Origin of the sequence: Lactiplantibacillus brownii (assembly GCF_031085375.1) — a bacterium.
In the GTDB taxonomy this organism is placed as follows: Bacteria; Bacillota; Bacilli; order Lactobacillales; family Lactobacillaceae; genus Lactiplantibacillus; species Lactiplantibacillus brownii.
The window spans coordinates 1,560,661-1,579,172 of the sequence record NZ_JAVCWF010000001.1; the positions used below are offsets into that span (position 1 = coordinate 1,560,661).

General features: G+C 44.9%; 18 protein-coding genes. All 18 read right to left on the minus strand.

Annotation, left to right across the window (positions count from 1 at the left end; all coding sequences use genetic code 11):
• Window positions 1–17: 17 nt before the first annotated feature.
• Complete coding sequence (locus tag RA086_RS07235) at window positions 18–779, minus strand: ribonuclease HII (RefSeq protein ID WP_308703168.1); 762 nt, start codon at window positions 777–779, stop codon at window positions 18–20.
• Window positions 772–1,626, minus strand: coding sequence for a ribosome biogenesis GTPase YlqF (gene ylqF / locus RA086_RS07240; protein WP_308703169.1), 855 nt, complete (start codon window positions 1,624–1,626; stop codon window positions 772–774). The genes RA086_RS07235 and ylqF overlap by 8 nt, the downstream gene beginning before the upstream one ends.
• Window positions 1,627–2,154: 528 nt before the next feature.
• On the minus strand, window positions 2,155–3,660 hold the full coding sequence (locus RA086_RS07245; protein WP_308703170.1) for a S41 family peptidase: 1,506 nt from the start codon (window positions 3,658–3,660) through the stop codon (window positions 2,155–2,157).
• Between the two features lie 30 nt (window positions 3,661–3,690).
• On the minus strand, window positions 3,691–3,912 hold the full coding sequence (locus RA086_RS07250) for a YozE family protein (protein ID WP_308703171.1): 222 nt from the start codon (window positions 3,910–3,912) through the stop codon (window positions 3,691–3,693).
• A gap of 12 nt (window positions 3,913–3,924) precedes the next feature.
• The gene (locus RA086_RS07255; protein ID WP_308703172.1) at window positions 3,925–4,572 is read right to left on the minus strand and encodes a YpmS family protein; all 648 of its coding nucleotides are present in this window, start codon (window positions 4,570–4,572) and stop codon (window positions 3,925–3,927) included.
• Between the two features lie 12 nt (window positions 4,573–4,584).
• Window positions 4,585–5,550 (minus strand): SGNH/GDSL hydrolase family protein, encoded by a 966-nt coding sequence (locus RA086_RS07260; RefSeq protein ID WP_308703173.1) that lies wholly within the window; start codon window positions 5,548–5,550, stop codon window positions 4,585–4,587.
• Window positions 5,551–5,670: 120 nt separating this feature from the next.
• Window positions 5,671–6,522 (minus strand): DegV family protein, encoded by an 852-nt coding sequence (locus RA086_RS07265; RefSeq protein ID WP_308703174.1) that lies wholly within the window; start codon window positions 6,520–6,522, stop codon window positions 5,671–5,673.
• A gap of 107 nt (window positions 6,523–6,629) precedes the next feature.
• The gene (locus tag RA086_RS07270) at window positions 6,630–7,118 is read right to left on the minus strand and encodes a dihydrofolate reductase (RefSeq protein WP_308703175.1); all 489 of its coding nucleotides are present in this window, start codon (window positions 7,116–7,118) and stop codon (window positions 6,630–6,632) included.
• A gap of 10 nt (window positions 7,119–7,128) precedes the next feature.
• Window positions 7,129–8,079 (minus strand): thymidylate synthase, encoded by a 951-nt coding sequence (locus RA086_RS07275; protein WP_308703176.1) that lies wholly within the window; start codon window positions 8,077–8,079, stop codon window positions 7,129–7,131.
• Window positions 8,080–8,097: 18 nt separating this feature from the next.
• Window positions 8,098–9,987: an ABC-F family ATP-binding cassette domain-containing protein gene (locus RA086_RS07280; protein ID WP_308703177.1), complete on the minus strand. Its 1,890-nt coding sequence runs from the start codon at window positions 9,985–9,987 to the stop codon at window positions 8,098–8,100.
• 249 nt (window positions 9,988–10,236) lie between these two features.
• Window positions 10,237–10,689, minus strand: coding sequence for a hypothetical protein (locus RA086_RS07285; RefSeq protein ID WP_137607142.1), 453 nt, complete (start codon window positions 10,687–10,689; stop codon window positions 10,237–10,239).
• Window positions 10,690–10,749: 60 nt separating this feature from the next.
• Window positions 10,750–11,973, minus strand: coding sequence for a CCA tRNA nucleotidyltransferase (locus tag RA086_RS07290; protein WP_308703178.1), 1,224 nt, complete (start codon window positions 11,971–11,973; stop codon window positions 10,750–10,752).
• Entirely contained in the window at window positions 11,970–12,755 is a 786-nt protein-coding gene (gene dapB / locus RA086_RS07295) for a 4-hydroxy-tetrahydrodipicolinate reductase (protein WP_308703179.1), read from the minus strand. The genes RA086_RS07290 and dapB overlap by 4 nt, the downstream gene beginning before the upstream one ends.
• 188 nt (window positions 12,756–12,943) lie before the next feature.
• Complete coding sequence (locus RA086_RS07300) at window positions 12,944–13,741, minus strand: Cof-type HAD-IIB family hydrolase (protein ID WP_308703180.1); 798 nt, start codon at window positions 13,739–13,741, stop codon at window positions 12,944–12,946.
• A 66-nt stretch (window positions 13,742–13,807) separates the two neighbouring features.
• On the minus strand, window positions 13,808–15,076 hold the full coding sequence (locus RA086_RS07305) for a tetratricopeptide repeat protein (protein ID WP_308703181.1): 1,269 nt from the start codon (window positions 15,074–15,076) through the stop codon (window positions 13,808–13,810).
• A 120-nt stretch (window positions 15,077–15,196) separates the two neighbouring features.
• Window positions 15,197–15,472 carry an HU family DNA-binding protein gene (locus tag RA086_RS07310; protein ID WP_105448472.1) on the minus strand — a complete coding sequence of 92 codons (276 nt, stop codon included), beginning with the start codon at window positions 15,470–15,472 and terminating at the stop codon, window positions 15,197–15,199.
• Between the two features lie 246 nt (window positions 15,473–15,718).
• Window positions 15,719–17,029, minus strand: a complete 1,311-nt coding sequence (der, locus tag RA086_RS07315; RefSeq protein WP_308703182.1) for a ribosome biogenesis GTPase Der — start codon at window positions 17,027–17,029, stop codon at window positions 15,719–15,721.
• A 98-nt stretch (window positions 17,030–17,127) separates the two neighbouring features.
• On the minus strand, window positions 17,128–18,435 hold the full coding sequence (rpsA, locus tag RA086_RS07320) for a 30S ribosomal protein S1 (RefSeq protein ID WP_308703183.1): 1,308 nt from the start codon (window positions 18,433–18,435) through the stop codon (window positions 17,128–17,130).
• Window positions 18,436–18,512: the final 77 nt, after the last annotated feature.

An 18,512-nucleotide genomic window follows, 5' to 3' on the forward strand; every position in this document is an offset into this window, starting at 1 on the left:
CAACTACGCAACGGCTTTTATTCTGCGTCTCGTACTGGTGAAAAAGAATGCCGATGGATTGGGGTGACACCCAATGTCTTTAAACCGGCCAAGTGTTTAGCCGTGCCATAACCCATGTTGTCCGCAAAATCATAACCAGGATACACTTGATCATAGAGTTGCATTAAATGATCTCGCGCGACTTTCGCCACAATACTGGCGGCTGAAATGCTGGCACTTTTGGCATCACCTTTAATTAAACGGGTCTGCCGAATCGGCACCGGAATCTGCATCGCATCGACCAATAACAACGTTGGTTTGACCGTCAAATTTTCCACTGCTTGGCGCATAGCGACCCGCGTGGCTTCATAAATATTCAACTGATCGATTTGTTGGGCATCCGCCAAGCCTAAGCTCACTGACACTGCCGCTGATAAAATTTTCGGCATTAATTCGGCACGTTTGGCAGCGGTCAATTGTTTAGAATCATTGACTTCTACCAATTGAAAGTCTTGTGGTAACACGACGGCCGCCGTGACGACCGGACCAGCTAAAGGACCGCGGCCGACTTCATCGATTCCCGCGACATACTGCCCACCATGTTGCCAGAAGTCTCGTTCCAAATGCATATGCTGATTAAACCGCGCTAAGAGTTGTGCCTGTTTTTCAGCTTGCTTTAAGTAGCGCTGATAAGCCTGCTGAACCCCTTTGCGCGGATCAGCTTTAGCAGCTGTTAAAACGTCCTCATTGGGCTCCGCGGCTAATAAGCGTTTGTAATCAGCGACTGTGTACTCAGACATCGGCTTCATCGCCCGTCAAGTCTAAGGTAAAACGGCCTAAGCGACCTTTACGAATATCCAGTAAGAAGGCCACACAGAACCGTTCCCAGTCATCACGCATACCAACGTTTTTTGTCATGGCAACAAGTAACTCTGGCTCAGTCAGTGCTAATTGAGCCGCCGTAACATGATAACGTTCAGCCAAGCGTTGCGGATAGTACCGTTTGAAGAAGGTCAGCGCATACAAAGCCACATCATCATTAGGATAAATATTTTCTTTGATTGCACCAGTAACGGCTAATTTCGTCCCGACCACTTGATCGTCAAATTTAGGCCATAAAATCCCTGGTGTATCGAGCATTTCCAATTTTTTAGACGCTTTCAGCCATTGCTGGCTCTTAGTGACACCCGGCCGATCGCCGACCTGGGCAATTTTCTTATTCACGATGTGATTTAAAAGCGTCGATTTACCAACATTCGGCACTCCGACACAGACTGCTCGCACCGGCCGATTCGTAATGCCACGCGCTTCAATCTTGGCGATCTTATCCGCCAACATCGTCGTCGCCGCCTCCGTAATTTGTTTCGCAGTGCTGCGGTTCCTTGAATCAACAGCGATTGCCACTTGACCTTGGGCTTCATAATGAGCCACCCAAGCCGCTGTCATTTGCGGATCAGCCAAATCCTTCTTGGTCATGATGACCAAACGCGGTTTTTGTGCAATCACTTTTTCGATGGCCGGATTTCGTGAAGATTCTGGAATCCGAGCGTCAACTAGTTCAAAGACTAAGTCAACAAGATGTAACTTATCTTCAACTTGATGAATCGCTTTTGCCATATGTCCTGGATACCACTGTATATTAGCCATAGTGCTTTAATTCCTTTCATATCAAGGGTCTCAACACCCTTGTTTTTCTGATTTTTCGTCTAGGGGGCAGCAAGGGGGCACAATCATTGAATATTACCCCCCCTAGTAAATATCGCCCATAAACCTTGAAATTGCCGTAACTGAGCTATTTTGATTCAGTTTCATTGCATGAGTATACATTGCGGTGGTTTCAGAAAGCACATGTCCAACACGTCCCTGAACCTCTTTCAATGACACATTTAGGCCATCCTGCTGGACCAAAATTTACCGGCAATTCCGAATCATTACACCCTTTTTTGTTAGCGCACTTTCTATTCAGAAAGATCAACACACTTGTTAGCTAAAACCAGCGTATTAATTTCCAAATTAGCAATTTCTATTTTAACACATCTCCTGTGACTCTTTCCGATCAGTTATGCCGGAACATCATTCTAGTCTCATTAGTGTGCTTAATAGACGTTCAGGTTATTCAAGGCTAAAAAAAGCCGCCCAGTTTAACCTGAGCGACTTTCCAGCCAATCTTTGATCCTATTTCGACATTAACTTCAATGCTGCGTTATAGGCATTGTCATTATCACCGATCTTGTTGGCTAATTCGGTTTCCAGCCTAGTCAACGTGTTCTTGTCAACTTCACCATTATCCTTAATTTTAGCGTGTTTCTGATAAGCCTTCACCGCATCCGTGGTCGAGCCACCAAAGTAACCATTAGCGTCATCCTTGAAGTAACCCAATGCCTTCAAATACTGTTGTAAAGTCTTAATATCATCATTGACCTTGCCAGCTTTTAAATTATCGGGTTTACTGATGACCGTCAAACTAGCATAATCCGGTTCAGCGGCTTTCACATCAGGGGTTAAGCCCTTCTTATTAATCCATGAGCCATTCGGTGTCAACCACTTCGCGACCGTGATCTTCATTTCGGTCTTGTCGCTAAAGGTGCTGACCGTTTGAACCGTCCCTTTACCGTATGACTGTGAGCCAACTAATTTGACGCCAGCGGATTGATTCAAAGCAGCTGAGAAAATTTCGGCGGCGGAAGCACTCCCACCATCAATTAAGACGGTCGTTGGCTTGGTTTCCTTGAAGCCACCATCATATTTCTTACCAGCTACATATTTTTCAGCTTGCGCACCACGTGTCTGCACTTGCATGATGGTCTTCCCATTCTTGACAAACATCGATGCCATCTTCAAGGCCGCGGTCATCAAGCCACCAGGATTACCACGCATATCAATAATCAACTTCTTGGCACCTTTTTTATCGAGGGCCTTTAAAGCGGTCTTGAATTCCTTGGCGGTATTCGTCGAGAAGGTTGAAACGGTCACATAACCGATCTTCTTGTCGCCACCGACCATTTTGTAATCAACGGTCGTCACTGGAATCTTCGCCCGTTTCAAATTAACGGTGAAGGTCTTGCCAGCTCGTTCGATTTCCAACGAGACCGTGGTCCCAACTTTACCGCGCATTAAGTTCACGGCTTGCGTCAAGGTTTTGCCTGCGATTGATTTACCATTAACTTTCTTGATAATATCTTTCGGCTTCAACCCGGCCTTTTTCGCGGGAGTATCCGCAATCGGTGAAATAATCTGAATATAGCTGCCAGACTTTTGGACCTGCGCACCGATACCAGAAAACGAACTATCGATCGTATCATTCAAGCTCTCAGTTTCACTTTTATCCATGTACTCGGAGAATTTATCTCCTAATGAACTGACCATCCCATTGATGGCGCCATTAGCAAGCTTGTTCGAGTTAACCGGTTCATAGTAATTATCACTGATCGTTGCATAGACCGATTGGATCTTCTTCATGGCACTGCTGGTTTGTTGCATACTGTTGATCTGTTGTGTGACCGCGCGACCCAAGACCCAATAAGTCCCACCAATGCCGACACCTAGTGCGACAATAATCGAAATAATATAAGTCCATAGGCCCACGCGTCGTTTAGAACGTGGCTTTTTCGACTTCAAATGTGGATTGACGTTTGGGTCATCCGTTGTTGCTGGATCCGTTTGCTTTGGTTGCTCTGGCATGCCAGACTCCTCTTTCCTCACTAAATTGGCTTAGGCTTCACTCGCCAAATAGGCCTGCCAGCTATCATCAAAGATTGTCATTGATGGTAAATAGCCGGCATTTAATTCCAAATACTGTGATACTTCATGAAAATCCTTACTTTGCTTTGGAAATTGTTGGTCAAAGAAGGCGTTGTTCGCAAACTCGGCAATACTTTCGGTACTGTCAGGATTGCGTTGAGTCATTAAATATTGATAAAACGTTTTGTGCATGAACTCGCCTCACTAATCTGTTTTGGGAATGTGCATTTCAAAGTTGAATTGATTATTCGTCAAATCGACCTTATCCACGCTATACCGCACATCATGTTTACCCACTAATTTATTCAAATATAAATCAATGGTCTTATGCTTGGCACTCAGCTTGACCCACTTAGGGATCTTATAATTATTATTGATATAGTTGATGACAAAACTAATTGGCAAGGACATCGTGCCCACCGATAATTTGGTGGCTTTTAATGAGATGTTCCCGTTACTGATGACACTCGGTTGCATCGTGATCACAAATGACACGTTTTGTCCGAGCACTTTCGTAGTGCCGAGCAAGTACGCGGCATCTGCCCGGACGACGAACTTATACTTCAAGGCTTGACCTTTCTGTAGATCAGCCAAGTAATAAGCCGCCAACGCGTTCAATTGTTGCCGATTCATTTTGATCGGCACACTGGCCGCCGAATCCGTCTTGGTCGCAGTGACCGTTTGTGCTTCACTCGGTGTCCGTAAGACTTGGGTCCCCATATAGGCCCCACCGCCTAAAATCAAGGCCAGCAAAATGATCGCTAACCATTTCCAAAAATTAATAGGTCCTTGCGGCTTTTTGGCCGTAGCTTTGGGCTGTTTTTGTTTAGTGGCCCGTTTAGCTTCTCGCATACTGCTAACTCCTTACTTCTTGATCAACCAAGCATCATGCGCGAGCATGGTTTGATACAGCTTGGTTGCAAAAATATGATACCCACGTTTATTAGGATGAAAATTATCATTGTTTGAAATCAGATCGTTGTCTTTGGATTTCGCCGTTAAGGCCGTGCCTAATTCCTTAGAACTCGTGATCTTCGTCAAATCTGTGCTGGTCGATGCCTGTTTCAGCTTAGTGATTTGACTCGCAGACTTATATTGCCCGTGAGACATGACCGTGTCAATATCCATGAAATAAGCGCGTTTATAACTAGCCAATGTCGTTTCAGTTTGATGATTCCATTGACTCACGTACTGCGTAATCGCCGTGACATTTGGGAAATTCACGTAGATCGGATTATAAATACTGAACACGAAGAGGGACGCATTTGGGTTCAGGCTGCGCAATTTATCAAACAACTTAGTCAACTTTTGCGCGTAAGCATTTTGCGCACGCGTTACCGTGGCATCATTTTTAGTCGTATTATTAGAGGTAATTGACCCTTCCAGCGTTTGTAATAAATCATTGCCACCCACTGTAACGGTTAACACATCCGCTGCGGTAATTTTTGCTTGCAAGGCTTTTGATTTATTGATGCGTGCTAGGATTTGATCACTCCGATCACCAGACTTACCCGCATTGGTGGTCGTGACCGTTAAATCTTGCTTTTTGGTCAAAAGTTGCTTGATTTGACCTACATAGCCACCCTCAGCTTCATCACCGACACCTTCCGTCAATGAATCCCCAACCGCAACCAGACTAACTTTTTTCTTATGTGCAACTGTGTTTGGTTTAGCAACCGTTTTTTTAGTCTTGGTGGTCGTTTTTTTGGTGGTCACCGCCGTCGAGTTTGACGACGTTGGATGTAAAACAAGATTAAGGCCAAAGTAAGCCCCACCACCAACGATTGCTAAGACAATCACGATTTTAACAACTTCCCATACTTTTCGCATGCAGTTCTAGCAACCTTCCTTTAGTTTGTTGACTTAAAACAAAGAGAGTCTGGGACAAAACGCCAGACTCATCTTGTTTTTCCTGATATTTATGGCCGAAACAGGTGGCCATTTTCCGTCTTAAACGGGCGTCTGTGTATGATATTCCACAGCAAACGCACCGGGACCACCATGTGTTGCAATAATCGGCACCGTTGGTTGGACGCTCACTTTCAAGCTAGGAATCGCGGCCTGTAACCGAGCCTTGTATTCTTCGACCCGTTCCGTCGCGCCGACATGTGAGATCGCCACTTCGACCACATTTGGCGTATGAATAATCTCGTCGATCACTTTATCAAAGAATTTATTAATTGCTTTGACCCCGCGACCCTTCATCTTCACATCCAACGACCCATCATCGACTTCCAAGGCAATTTTGACGTTTAATAACGTACTAATTGCTCCAGTTAACCGACTGATGCGGCCACCAGCCACTAAATTATTTAACGTCATGACACCCATAAATAATTTGGTATGCTTTTGAGTGGCATGTACCATTTCGATCACGGCCTGTTTATCCGCGCCAGTTTCCGCTAGCTTAGCGGCATTCAAAACTTGAAACGCCATGGCACGATCGGTCGTCCGTGCGTCAATGACGGTCACATCGGTTTTCGTGATTGAAGCGGCTTGTTCCGCGGTATGCACGGTACCTGAAATCGCTTCGAGCATATTAATGCAGACCACACTGGACCCATCGGCGCCCAATTTGTCAAAAGTTTCAATAAAGGTCCCTAACGCTGGTTGACTCGTTTTTGGTAACGACTTAGCCGTTGCCATCTTGCTAATAAACTCGTCACGCGTAATCGTTTCATCTTCAATATAAATTGTGCCATCGATCATGACGGACAACGGAATCACGGTGATAGCGTACTTTTCGATCTCGGCGTCCGTTAAATTTGCCGAAGAATCGGTCACAATCTTGATTTTCGTCATACTTTGCCACGCTTTCTTATGCTTGCAACGCTTACGGAATCGTTACAATAAAATTAATGATTTTAGTATAGCAGAAATAGCGCTTAGTTTCACTGTTACTTGTCGATTTAACGCCGTTGGTAATCCGTAAAACTAAACGTCCACGGCGTCTGCTCATCGGCTACGATCGTTTGTTCGGCGGTCACTTGCCAGTCAGCATAATTAATTGCTGGCATCCAAGTATCCCCAGTAAAAGCATGCTGAATCGCCGTCCGGTACAAGCGGTCGGCTCGCGGTAAGACCGCCTCAAAAACTGCCGCGCCGCCGATCACAAAGATTAGGTCGTTGGGCTGTTGCGCATTTAATGCCCACAACTCGTCTAACGATTTAAACTGTTGTACGCCCGCCGGTAAATTCAGAGACTGGTGTGATAAGACGATATTTTGCCGATGTGGTAGCGGCCGCTTAAAGCCTGCAAACGTCTTACGACCCATCACGACCGTCTGTTCAGTCGTCAAGGCTTTAAATCGTTTTAAATCAGCCGATAAGTGCCAAGGCAACTGACCATTGGCGCCAATTAGCCCATTTTCATCTTGTGCCCAAATTAAGCCAATCATCCGTGGCCTCCTAAATCGCTACCGGCGCTTTGATGGCCGGTGCGGGGTCATAACCTACCAATTTGATATCACTCATCTGATAATCAAAAATACTCTGATGAGTCCCACTTAGTTGTAGTTGTGGTGCGGCCTTAGGCGTCCGTTGTAATTGTTCCTTGATTTGGTCGAGATGATTCGTATAAAGATGGGCATCGCCCAAGGTATGCACGAATTCACCGACTTGTAACCCGGTTTCTTGGGCAATCAAACAAGTCAATAAAGCGTAACTCGCGATATTAAACGGCACACCCAAGAAAACATCGCCTGAGCGTTGATAGAGTTGACAACTCAACTTGCCATCCGCCACATAAAATTGGAACAAGGTGTGACAGGGTGGCAACGCCATACTCGGAATATCTTCTGGATTCCAGGCCGACACGATCAAGCGCCGTGAATCCGGCGTTTTTTTGATCATCTCAATGACATTAGCAATTTGGTCGATCGTCCCACCGTCACGCTTCTGCCAATGACGCCACTGTGCGCCATAAACATCGCCTAAATTACCAAACTTGGCGGCAAAATCATCATCGGCCAAGATCTGATCATCAAACTGTTGCATGGTTGCACGATAGATCGGCGCAAATTCAGGGTCATCTAAACGACGGTGTTCAAAATTAGTCATGTCCGGACCCGTATAAGCCGCACTCGTCACCCAATTTTTAAAGGCCCATTCATCCCAAATGTGGTTATGATGTTTTAGTAAGAACTGAATGTTCGTATCACCATGCAAGAACCACAATAATTCACTTTTAATTAAGCCAAAGGGAACTTTTTTAGTGGTCAGTAACGGAAAGCCTTTGGCCAAATCGAATCGCATTTGAGCGCCAAATAAACTGTAAGTCCCGGTACCCGTCCGGTCATCTTTGTAAGTCCCGTGATCCAAAATATCGCGAGCTAATTGCAAATAAGGGTCTTCTAACATTTGGCACGCATCCTTTCATTATTCCGCATATTGACTCAAATAATCCCAGCGATCCATCTTTTCGTCGATCGACTTTTCAGTGGCCGTGAGTTCTTTTTGTAAATCAGCCAGTTTGCCGTAATCACTCGCATTAGCCGCCATGGCCTTTTCCAACTCACTCTTGTGACTGTCAAGGCCTTCGATCACGCCTTCGATCTTGTCATACTCCAATTGTTCAGCATAAGTCAACTTGACCTTTTCTTTCGGCTTAGCTGATTTAGCCACCGGTTTAGCTGCCGGCTTGGATTTGGACTCGGCTGGCTTTTCGGCCGCTTTTTGATCCTTTAAGTAACTTGAGAACCGCCCGGCATAACGTTCGATTTGACCGTGACCATCGAAGATCAAGAGCTTCGTACCGACCTTATCCAAGAAGTAACGGTCATGTGAGACTGTAATGACCGTCCCAGAAAAGTTTGCCAAGTAATTTTCAAGCACCGTTAAGGTCCCAATATCCAAGTCATTCGTCGGTTCGTCTAGCAACAACACATTCGGCTGTTGCATCAAGAGCTTCAACAAGTATAATCGCCGTTGCTCACCACCAGAAAGCTTACGAATCAAGGTCCCATGCATGGCACGTGGAAAGAGAAATTCTTCCAACAATTCCGTCACAGAAACGCGCTCGCCTTGCTTATTGAGCACATTTTCACCAACCTCTTGTAAATAGTTGATAATGCGCTTGTCTCCCGGAATCGGCTCAGTTTGTTGCGTGTAGTAAGCCATTTTGACCGTTTCACCAATCGTTACCGTCCCAGAATCTAGCGGCAAGCGGCCGGCGATCACATTCAGTAAACTTGATTTACCCGCACCATTCAAACCAGTGATCCCGATGCGATCATCGGCTTGGATCAGCATAGAAAAATCGTTCAAAATCTGTTGGTCATCGAAAGCTAAACTGGCATGCTTCAATTCGATCACTTTTTTACCTAAACGTTGTTGTCCTAACGAAATATCAACGTCGTCATCTACTTGTAAGGTATTTAAATTGCCTTTGAGGTCGTTAAAACGATTAATCCGACCTTGTTGTTTCGTGCTTCGCGCCGGGGCTCCCGCACGCATCCATGCGAGTTCCTTTTTATATAACTGCTGCTGTTTATGTTCAGCGGTCACATCGCGGGCGACCCGTTCGGCCTTGGCCTGTACGAAGGCTTGATAATTCCCGGTATATTTATACAACTCGCCAAATGACAGTTCAAACATTTGGTTAGCGACTTGATCCAAGAAGTAACGATCATGCGTCACGACCATCAAAGCACCCTTGTAGTTTGCTAAATAAGTTTCCAGCCAGTCGATTGAATCAAAATCCAAGTGGTTGGTCGGTTCGTCTAGCAATAACAAATCAGGCGATTGGATCAGTACCTGTGCTAAACCGACCCGTTTGCGTTGACCACCAGACATCGTCTTGACCGTTTGACTGAGATCTGTGATGTGCAATTGCGTTAAAATCGTTTTAACATCACTTTCAGCCGTCCAGGCATCTTCTTGATTCATCTTAGTCTCCGCATCCAAATAGGCTTGTTGCGCCTGTGGATCTTCGGGATGTTGACCGTAGATCGTTAAAGTTTGCTCATAGTGTCGAATCGTCCGAAAAATTTGTTGATCACCGGCTAAGACCGCATCAATCACGGTTAAGTTCTCGTCCAAATCCGGCTGCTGTTTCAAATAACCAATTTCATAATTTTTAGGGGTCACGAGTTCCCCAGCTTCTGGCGTCGTCACACCGGCCAGTACATCCAATAAACTCGTCTTACCAGAACCGTTGACGCCAATCACGCCGATGCGGTCATGTTCATTAATGATAAACGAAATATCTTTAAATAGTGTTTTCTCACCGTACGTGCGGGTCAGATTTTCTGCTCTTAATGTTTGCATTTTCTACGATCCACCCTTTTTACATCATTACGTTCTATCTTAGCTAGAATTCGGTCAAAACACAACTGACAAACGCGCAATCATGATTATTCCCGACCAACTGGCATCACCATCACGCCAATCGCAGCCCGTAAAAAAAGAGTCTGGAAACAAAACCCCAGGCTCATTGGTTATTTCTGATAGTGCTAGCCGAAACATACAAAAAAGAACTTAGGCATTGGCCCAAGTTCTTAATTTTCAAATCAGTTCTTATTTTTGATCACCATAAACATCTAAAACGGTATTTTCAGCGTCAACGACTAAATGTAACAAGCCATCAGTTGATAAAGAACTCGTTTGATAAACGTTGTCTAACCCATCCACATCTTTAGCTTTGAATGGTAAGTAAACTTGTTCGCTACCACGTTCATCACCAAACAAGATATCCACTTTTTCAATGTCTTGGAAATGTGTGACCCGTTCAAACATCCCACTGGTAACGGATGCTAAATGGGTTGTATCAGGATCAACGGCGTCAGCGTCTGGTTCAAATTCGGCCTTGAATGATTTGCAAGGATGAATAATCGTCATTTTGCCACCTTTGATCCGGCCATAACTGGTCGTGACCCGGCTGATCCATAAGTCTGAAATATCTTTGTGATTAACGACCCATGTATCACCATTGCGGAAATAAAACTTTAAAGCTTCTAATGCTCTATCCATAAATGATCACCTCATTGAAGAATTAGTTTCACCTCAATCGTAACAGATTAACAGAAAATATCAATTACTTTTTGTATCCGCTACCATCCGTGCAAATTCAAGCAATTTTCCAGCTTCGTTCGCAACTTTTCCTGTCACAACTGCGACTAACAGTTGGGCAAGGACTTGGCCCATCATTGGTCCCGGCTGAACGACTTGTTGTTTCAGCAAGTCACCACCTTTGAGTGCCAAGGCATGCTTATCTTGAATCGGCAAAGCCGCATAGGCCGCATCTAACTCAGCTTGCGGCTGCCCAAAGCCTAATAAATTAGCCACCGTATTCGCCGTTTTAAGCGCGGGTGCCCCGGCCTTGAACAATGTCATGGGTGCGAGCGTGCCGCCCGCCTGCAAGGCGCCTACGACCGTCCAGGCCGCAGTCACGTGGTCAATCAAGTCATTACTCGTCTTCCAAGCCTTCAACAGCTGACGAATGGCTGCCGTATCTGGTAATTGCATTAACCAAGCCAACAATGTCCAAGTACTTTCGATCTGATCTAGCTGCCAAGCCGGTAACGCCATTAATTTTTTGAGCATTGGTAATTGGTCCGCCATCTCTGGCATATACCGGTAGAGCGCCGTTTTGACCAACGCTTGGAGGCCACGAACCGGTTGTTGCCCCATTAATAGCTTTTCCCATTCGACCCGAGTCCGTTCGACCGCGATCTTCGTGAGTAACTGGGCATTATCAGCGATTGCTTGTTCGGTTGCCGGTTCGATCGTAAACCCGAGCTGACTGGCAAAGCGAACGGCCCGCATCATCCGTAGCGCATCTTCATGGAAACGGTCTTCAGCAACCCCCACGGCTCGAATGACGTGCGCACTCATATCTGCCAAGCCATCAAAAAGGTCAATCACTTCACCATTGGCCCGCATTGCCAGTGCGTTAATCGTAAAGTCACGCCGTTTTAAATCTTCTTTTAACGATCGCACAAAAGTGACCTCATCTGGACGCCGAAAATCTTGGTACCCCAATTCCGTTCGAAAGGTGGTCGTTTCATAACCCTGACCATGATCCAGAATCATCACGGTACCGTGTTCGATCCCCGTATCGACCGTCCGCTTGAACAAGGCCTTCACTTCAGCCGGAAACGCACTCGTCGCAATATCCACGTCATGAATCGGCTTCCCTAAAATCGTGTCACGCACGCTCCCGCCCACAAAGTAAGCTTCATAACCGGCCGCTTCAATCGTGTCGATAATCGGCTTCGCCTGTTTGAACTCTGTCGGCAATGACGTCAAAATCATAGTAAGTGCTCCAAACCAACAAAGAGTTCATGGTACTGGTTTACTTTTTCAACGGCAACTTTAACCCCGGTCATAAAGGAGATCCGGTCATAAGAATCTTGTCGAATCGTCAAACCTTCGCCAGGGCCACCGAACATCACTTCTTCATGTGCCACTAACCCAGGGAGCCGCACCGCATGAATCCGCATGCCTTCATATTCGGCACCACGTGCACCAGGCAACGTTTCAGTCGCATCAGGATTACCTTGTTCCTTAGGCTTGCGGACTTCAGCAATCTTCTTGGCCGTACTGATCGCCGTCCCACTAGGAGAATCGATCTTGTCAGCGTGGTGCATTTCAATAATTTCAACATCTGGAAAATACTTAGCCGCTTGTTGGGCAAATTGCATGAGCAAGACCGCACTGATCCCGAAGTTAGGGGCAATTAGGCCACCAACTTGCTTGTCTTTGGCTAATTTTTGTAAATCAGCCACTTGTGCATCCGTCATCCCAGTCGTCCCGATCACTGGTGAAATGCCATGATTGATCGCAAACTTGGCATTTTCGTAAACGGCAGTAGGAATCGTAAAGTCGATCCAGACCGTTGCGTCCGTTTTAATCGCCTGTAAATCGTGAAAGGCAGGCACATCTTGACCCTTAAACTGGTCATCTTCGCCTAAGTTTTCATCTTTTCCACGCGCGTCAAAGACCCCAACTAATTCAAAATCCGCATTATCGATCACCATTTGAGCAGCTGTGCTACCCATCCGACCATGATAGCCGGCAACAATTACTTTAACCAAATTAAGTTCCTCCTCAAATTTAACTGTACATCCGTTGGAAACGACTGACAGTTAATAATTACTATTATAGTTTAACAGATAACCACGAATTGGTTAATCTTCAACCTCTTTACAGCCAGCCCCAAATCGCAACCACCTAAAAAGGCAATACCGACTTCAAGTCCGCATCACCTTTTAAAAATCAGTCTTTAAATGAAATCGTCGATCGTGGCTAAGACACCATCGTGATTGTTATCCAACTTCGTCTCGTAATTAGCCATAGCCTTGACGGTTGGAATCGCATTACGCATCGCATAGCTATAGTCCGCTTCACGTAACATCTCCAAATCATTGCTATTATCCCCAAAGGCGGCCGTCTGACTGGGAGCAATCCCCCAATGACGTTGTAAGAACGCCAATCCAAAGGCCTTATCAACATTCGGGGCAATAACATCTAAGCCACCGTAACCACTGGCAGTAGCCCGTAAACGGCCTTTAAAGTGAGCATTGATCACACCCGCATGATATTCAGCACGTCGGTCTTGCCAACCAAACGTGGCCTTATAGATATGATCATCAACTGCGGCCAAATCAGGGACAATCGATAAATTGCTAAGAAAATACTGCATCACCGGATTATTATCTTGACGCCGAATATACGCGCCTTTTTTACCAGATAATGAAGCACTTGCACCAGCCAAAGCTGGTTCCGTTGCGACAAACGTCAATAAATCCTGTAAAACAGCCGGTGTGAGCAAACTCTCGCTCAAAACCTGACCATGATTATCAATGACTAAGCCACCGTTCTCGGCCACATACGTGATCTCACCATTAATCCCGTCAAATACCTCAATACAATGTTGCAGCTGGTTACCACTAGCCACTGCAAAATGTTGTCCATTAGCAATTAATTGATCTAGTTGCGCTTGGAAGCGTGGTCGATCAAATTCATGATCGTCGCGCAAAAAAGTGCCATCTAAATCGGATGCCATTAGTGCTACTTTCAATCAAATGCCCCCTCGGTTGGTTATTTCTTAGTCCATTTTACCAAACCTGTAAGCATTTTCAATCGCTTAGTAGCCTTGATCCTCGAAATCTTCTAACATTGCGACCATTTCACCATCATCTGGTTCGATCGCCAAGTAATTGCGTAAAGCCGCAACGGTCTCCGTCGTTAACCCAGCTTCCCGGAAGAAATAAATCGCTGGTTTCAAGAAATCTTCATTATGTTCAAAAAACGGATAAGCCGCCAAATAGTTGTCTTTAGCTGCTTTAACGTTATCGAGCCGGTCATTTGAGACCGCCAAATTCCAATAAAACTGTGGATCAAATTCATTACTTTGCAAATATTGATCCAACAAATCAATATTATCTTGATAACGTTCTTGCTTAACTAACAAATTGGATAATTCCAATACCGTCGTTAAATTATCTGGATCAATACTCAAACCTTCACGTAAATACTTTTCCGCTAAATCTTGATCATCGAGCTTCAACGCAATACGTGCCGTTTGCAAGTAGAGCTTTTCGTTATACTGATCCACTGCTAGCCCTTCTTGTAATGTCATCAAGGCATGATCCAATTCATTGAGTTTCTCTTGGGCTTCTGCCAAATAAGGATAGACCGTCGCATATTGTGAATCTTGCTCGCGCAACTTATTGAACACATCAATGGCCTTACGTGGTTCGTCCAATTGCAAATACGTGAAACCGAGTTCAAATTGACTATCTGGCGTCAACTTAGCCGGTTTGATCTGTTCAAGATAACCGACTGCTTGTTCAAAGTGCCCAGATTCGGCATAAGAAACGCCCAAACGTTCCACCAAGTTTACCTTTGAAATTTCCAGTTGGCCTTTTTTGATCAAATCAAGATAAAAGCGGACAGCTTTCGCGTAATTACGAATCAAAAAGTAAAATTCAGCCAACGCAAATTCAACGACTGGTTCGTCAGGATCGAGTCGGTAAGCTTCTGCTAACTTTTGTTCACTGACTTCGAACAACTCTTGGGTCTGATAAAGATCAGCTTCCACGAGTAATGCTTGCACATAAGCGGATGAATCCGGCTTGACGGCCGACAGATAGTTTAAAGCTAAGTCCGTATCATCCTCATCAATGGCAATGTCCGCCAAACTGGTCCGTAAATCATCTTCATCTGGATATTTTGCTAATAATTTCTTATAAATGCGGGTCGCTTGCTTGAGGAAGCCGAGCCCGTATAATTCTTCTGCCAAGCTATACAAAGTTGCGTCGTCGTCTTTACGCAACGCCCATGCATAGTGTTTGTTGGCAGTTTCTAATTGCCCGTTGGATAATGCCGCGAGCATTTTTTCTGAATAAGTCATCGCACCCATCCTTTAGCCATTTTGTCTTATAACTCGACTTACTATCATAACGCAAACGACAGCAAAAAAGCCAGTATAACGGTTGCTATACTGACTTCTTAACGTAAAACTTTATGACGCTTATTTAACTGCATCCTTTAAAGCTTTCCCTGGTTTAAATGCAGGTACTTTGCTTGCAGGAATTTGGATTTCGTCGCCAGTTTGTGGATTGCGGCCCTTACGAGCGGCACGTTCACGTACTTCGAAGTTACCAAATCCGATTAATTGAACTTTTTCACCCTTTGCAAGAGTGTCTTGGATTGATGCAAATACTGCGTCGACCGCAGCAGTTGCGTCTTTCTTAGTCAAGCTAGTTGCAGCAGCAACGTTGTTAACTAATTCAGCTTTGTTTGCCATGTTTGATTCACCTCCCCTTTACAGAGTGAAGATGTATGTATTTGAGTACGTACATCCAGATGATCATTTTTGAGTGGTCCAAAAATGAGAGAAACGATGACAAGCATCATTTCTTCATCAAAGATAGCATAGGAATGCTGTAATAGCAAGCTTTTTTGAGCTTTTTGCGCAAAAATCCGAAAATGAGTAATAATCGTTTACAACCTTTACAGATTATGCTAAAATGCCGGTTTCAAGCCATTTCGACTACTTTCGTCGCCGTTCAATCATATGGATCGGTGTCCCGGTAAAATCAAAGGCATTCCGAATCTGATTTTCCAAGAAACGTTCATACGAAAAATGCATCATATCTGGGTCATTAACGAAAACAACAAAGGTCGGTGGCTGGATCGCCACTTGGGTCGCATAGTAGACACGAAGCCGTTTCCCATTATCACTAGGCGTTGGATTCATCGCAATCGCATCCATAATGACATCATTCAAAACGGATGACTGAATACGACGAGAATGGTTCGTGTTGACCTTTTGAATCAAGGCGGGCAATTGTGCCAAGCGTTGGGTCGTCTTCGCTGAAACGAAGATAATTGGCGCATAAGCGAGGTATACGAATTGATCCCGAATATAGGCTTCGAACTCTTGCATCGTATGATTGTCTTTTTTAACTAAATCCCACTTATTGACCACGATAATGATACCTTTACCGGCTTCATGCGCATAACCAGCAACACGCTTATCTTGTTCACGAATGCCTTCTTCACCATTAATGATGAAGAGCGCAACATCACTATTATCAATAGCCTTCAAGGCACGCATGACCGCGTAACGCTCGGTGTTTTCGTAAACTTTACCCTTCTTACGAATTCCGGCCGTATCGACCATAACGAACCGATTACCTTCCTCATCCGTAAACTTAGTATCAATGGCGTCACGGGTCGTCCCAGCAACGTCAGACACGATTACTCGGTCTTCACCAAGCAAAGCGTTAACGATCGAAGATTTACCCACATTAGGCCGACCAATCAAACTAAATCGAATCGTCCCGGGTTCATCTTCACCACTTGAGTCTGGAAATTCCTTGATCACAGCATCCAACATATCGCCAAGTCCCAAGCCATGGGCCCCAGAAATTGGATATGGATCGCCGAAACCTAAGGCGTAGAAGTCATAAATTTCTGCCCGTAATTCAGGATTGTCAACTTTATTAACGGCTAAGACAACTGGCTTGTCTGACCGATATAGAATTTGCGCAACATGTTCATCCGCGTCCGTCACGCCTTCTTTAGCGCTAACTAAATAGACGATGACATCCGCTTCATCAATGGCAATTTCAGCCTGTTCGGTAATTTGTTTAATAAATGGGGCATCATCAATATCAATCCCACCAGTATCAATCAAACTAAACTGGCGGCCTAACCACTCACCATTCGCATAAATACGGTCACGGGTTACCCCCGGCGTATCTTCAACGATCGAGATTCGATCACCGGCGATCCGGTTAAAAATAGTGGATTTACCAACGTTGGGTCGCCCTACGATGGCGACAACTGGTTTTGGCATTTAGTGTTCCTCCTTCACAATAGCGTCATTCACACGCTATTCATAAAAAAATATCCTTCAAGACCAGCTTGAAGGGTATTTTCAGAAGCAATCAATGATTACTTTTCATCATCATTGTGTTCAGCGTTCTTCAAAGCGTCACCAACTAAATCACCTAAACTGAAACCAGTTGATTCTTCCGGTGCATTAGCCGTTGAGCGTTCTGAAGCGGAACGGTTGTCGCGACGATTGTTGTTACGACGGTTGTTATTTCCACCGCGATTGTTGTTATTGTTATTACTGTGGCTTTCTTCTTCGCCTTCAGCAGCTTGTGGCTTTTCTTCCAAAGCTTTGATCGACAATGCCAACCGCTTTTCGTCTGGACGAACATCCAAGACTTTAACTTTAATTTCTTGGCCAACCTTTAAGACATCATTAGGTGTCGCAATGTGTTGGTGTGAAATTTGTGAAATATGAACCAAACCTTCAACGCCAGGGAACACTTCAACGAAGGCCCCAAAGCTTGTCAAACGCTTAACTTTACCATCAAGAACAGCGCCTTGAGGGGCTTTTTCTTCAATTCCATCCCAAGGTTCTGGCAAAGTAGCTTTGATTGAAAGTGAAACCCGTTCGCGGTCTGCATCAACAGATAAGATCTTAACCTTAACTTCTTGACCGACCTTCAATACGTCAGCAGGCTTTTCAACCCGTTCGTATGAAATTTCTGAAACGTGAACCAACCCGTCGATACCACCGAGGTCAACGAAGGCCCCAAAGTTTGTCAAACGAGCCACTTTACCAGTAACCGTTTCGCCAGCTTGCAACGTTTGTAAAGCTTCAGCGCGTTGTGCTTCGCGTTGCTTTTCAACAACGGCACGGTGTGATAAGATCAAGCGATTTTCGCTAGGTTCGATTTCAATAATCTTAAGTTCAAGTTCTTTGCCTTTGTAAGCACTCAAGTCTTCAACGTAATGATCATCAATCATTGAGGCAGGGATGAAGCCACGAACGCCAGCATCAACGACTAAGCCGCCTTTAACTACTTGCGTTACAGGAGCTTTAATCGTATGACCTGCTTCGTATTCTTTTTCTACATCGTCCCAAACTTTGCGAGCTTCTAAACGACGATGTGACAGTAAATAACTGCCGTTTTCTTTATCGGTGCCAATCCGAGAAATGACAACCAAGTCTAAGACGTCGCCAACTTTAGCGACCTCGTTGACATCTTCAACCCGTTGCGTTGAAAGTTCTTTCAATGGTACGACACCTTCAACCCCGGTACCTTGGATCCCAACAATAACTTGCTTGTCGTCGTCAATAGCTAAGACTTCACCCTTAACTACATCACCGACATTAACTTCTTCGACACTATTTAAAGCGTCTAAAAGTTCTTTCTTCTCATTTTGACTGTTTTCGTTTTCACTCATGCAAATTTCCTCCTGTCAACAATAACTCTAACCTATATCATAGCTGAAAAAGCGATGAAAAGCTAGCTAAAAGCACC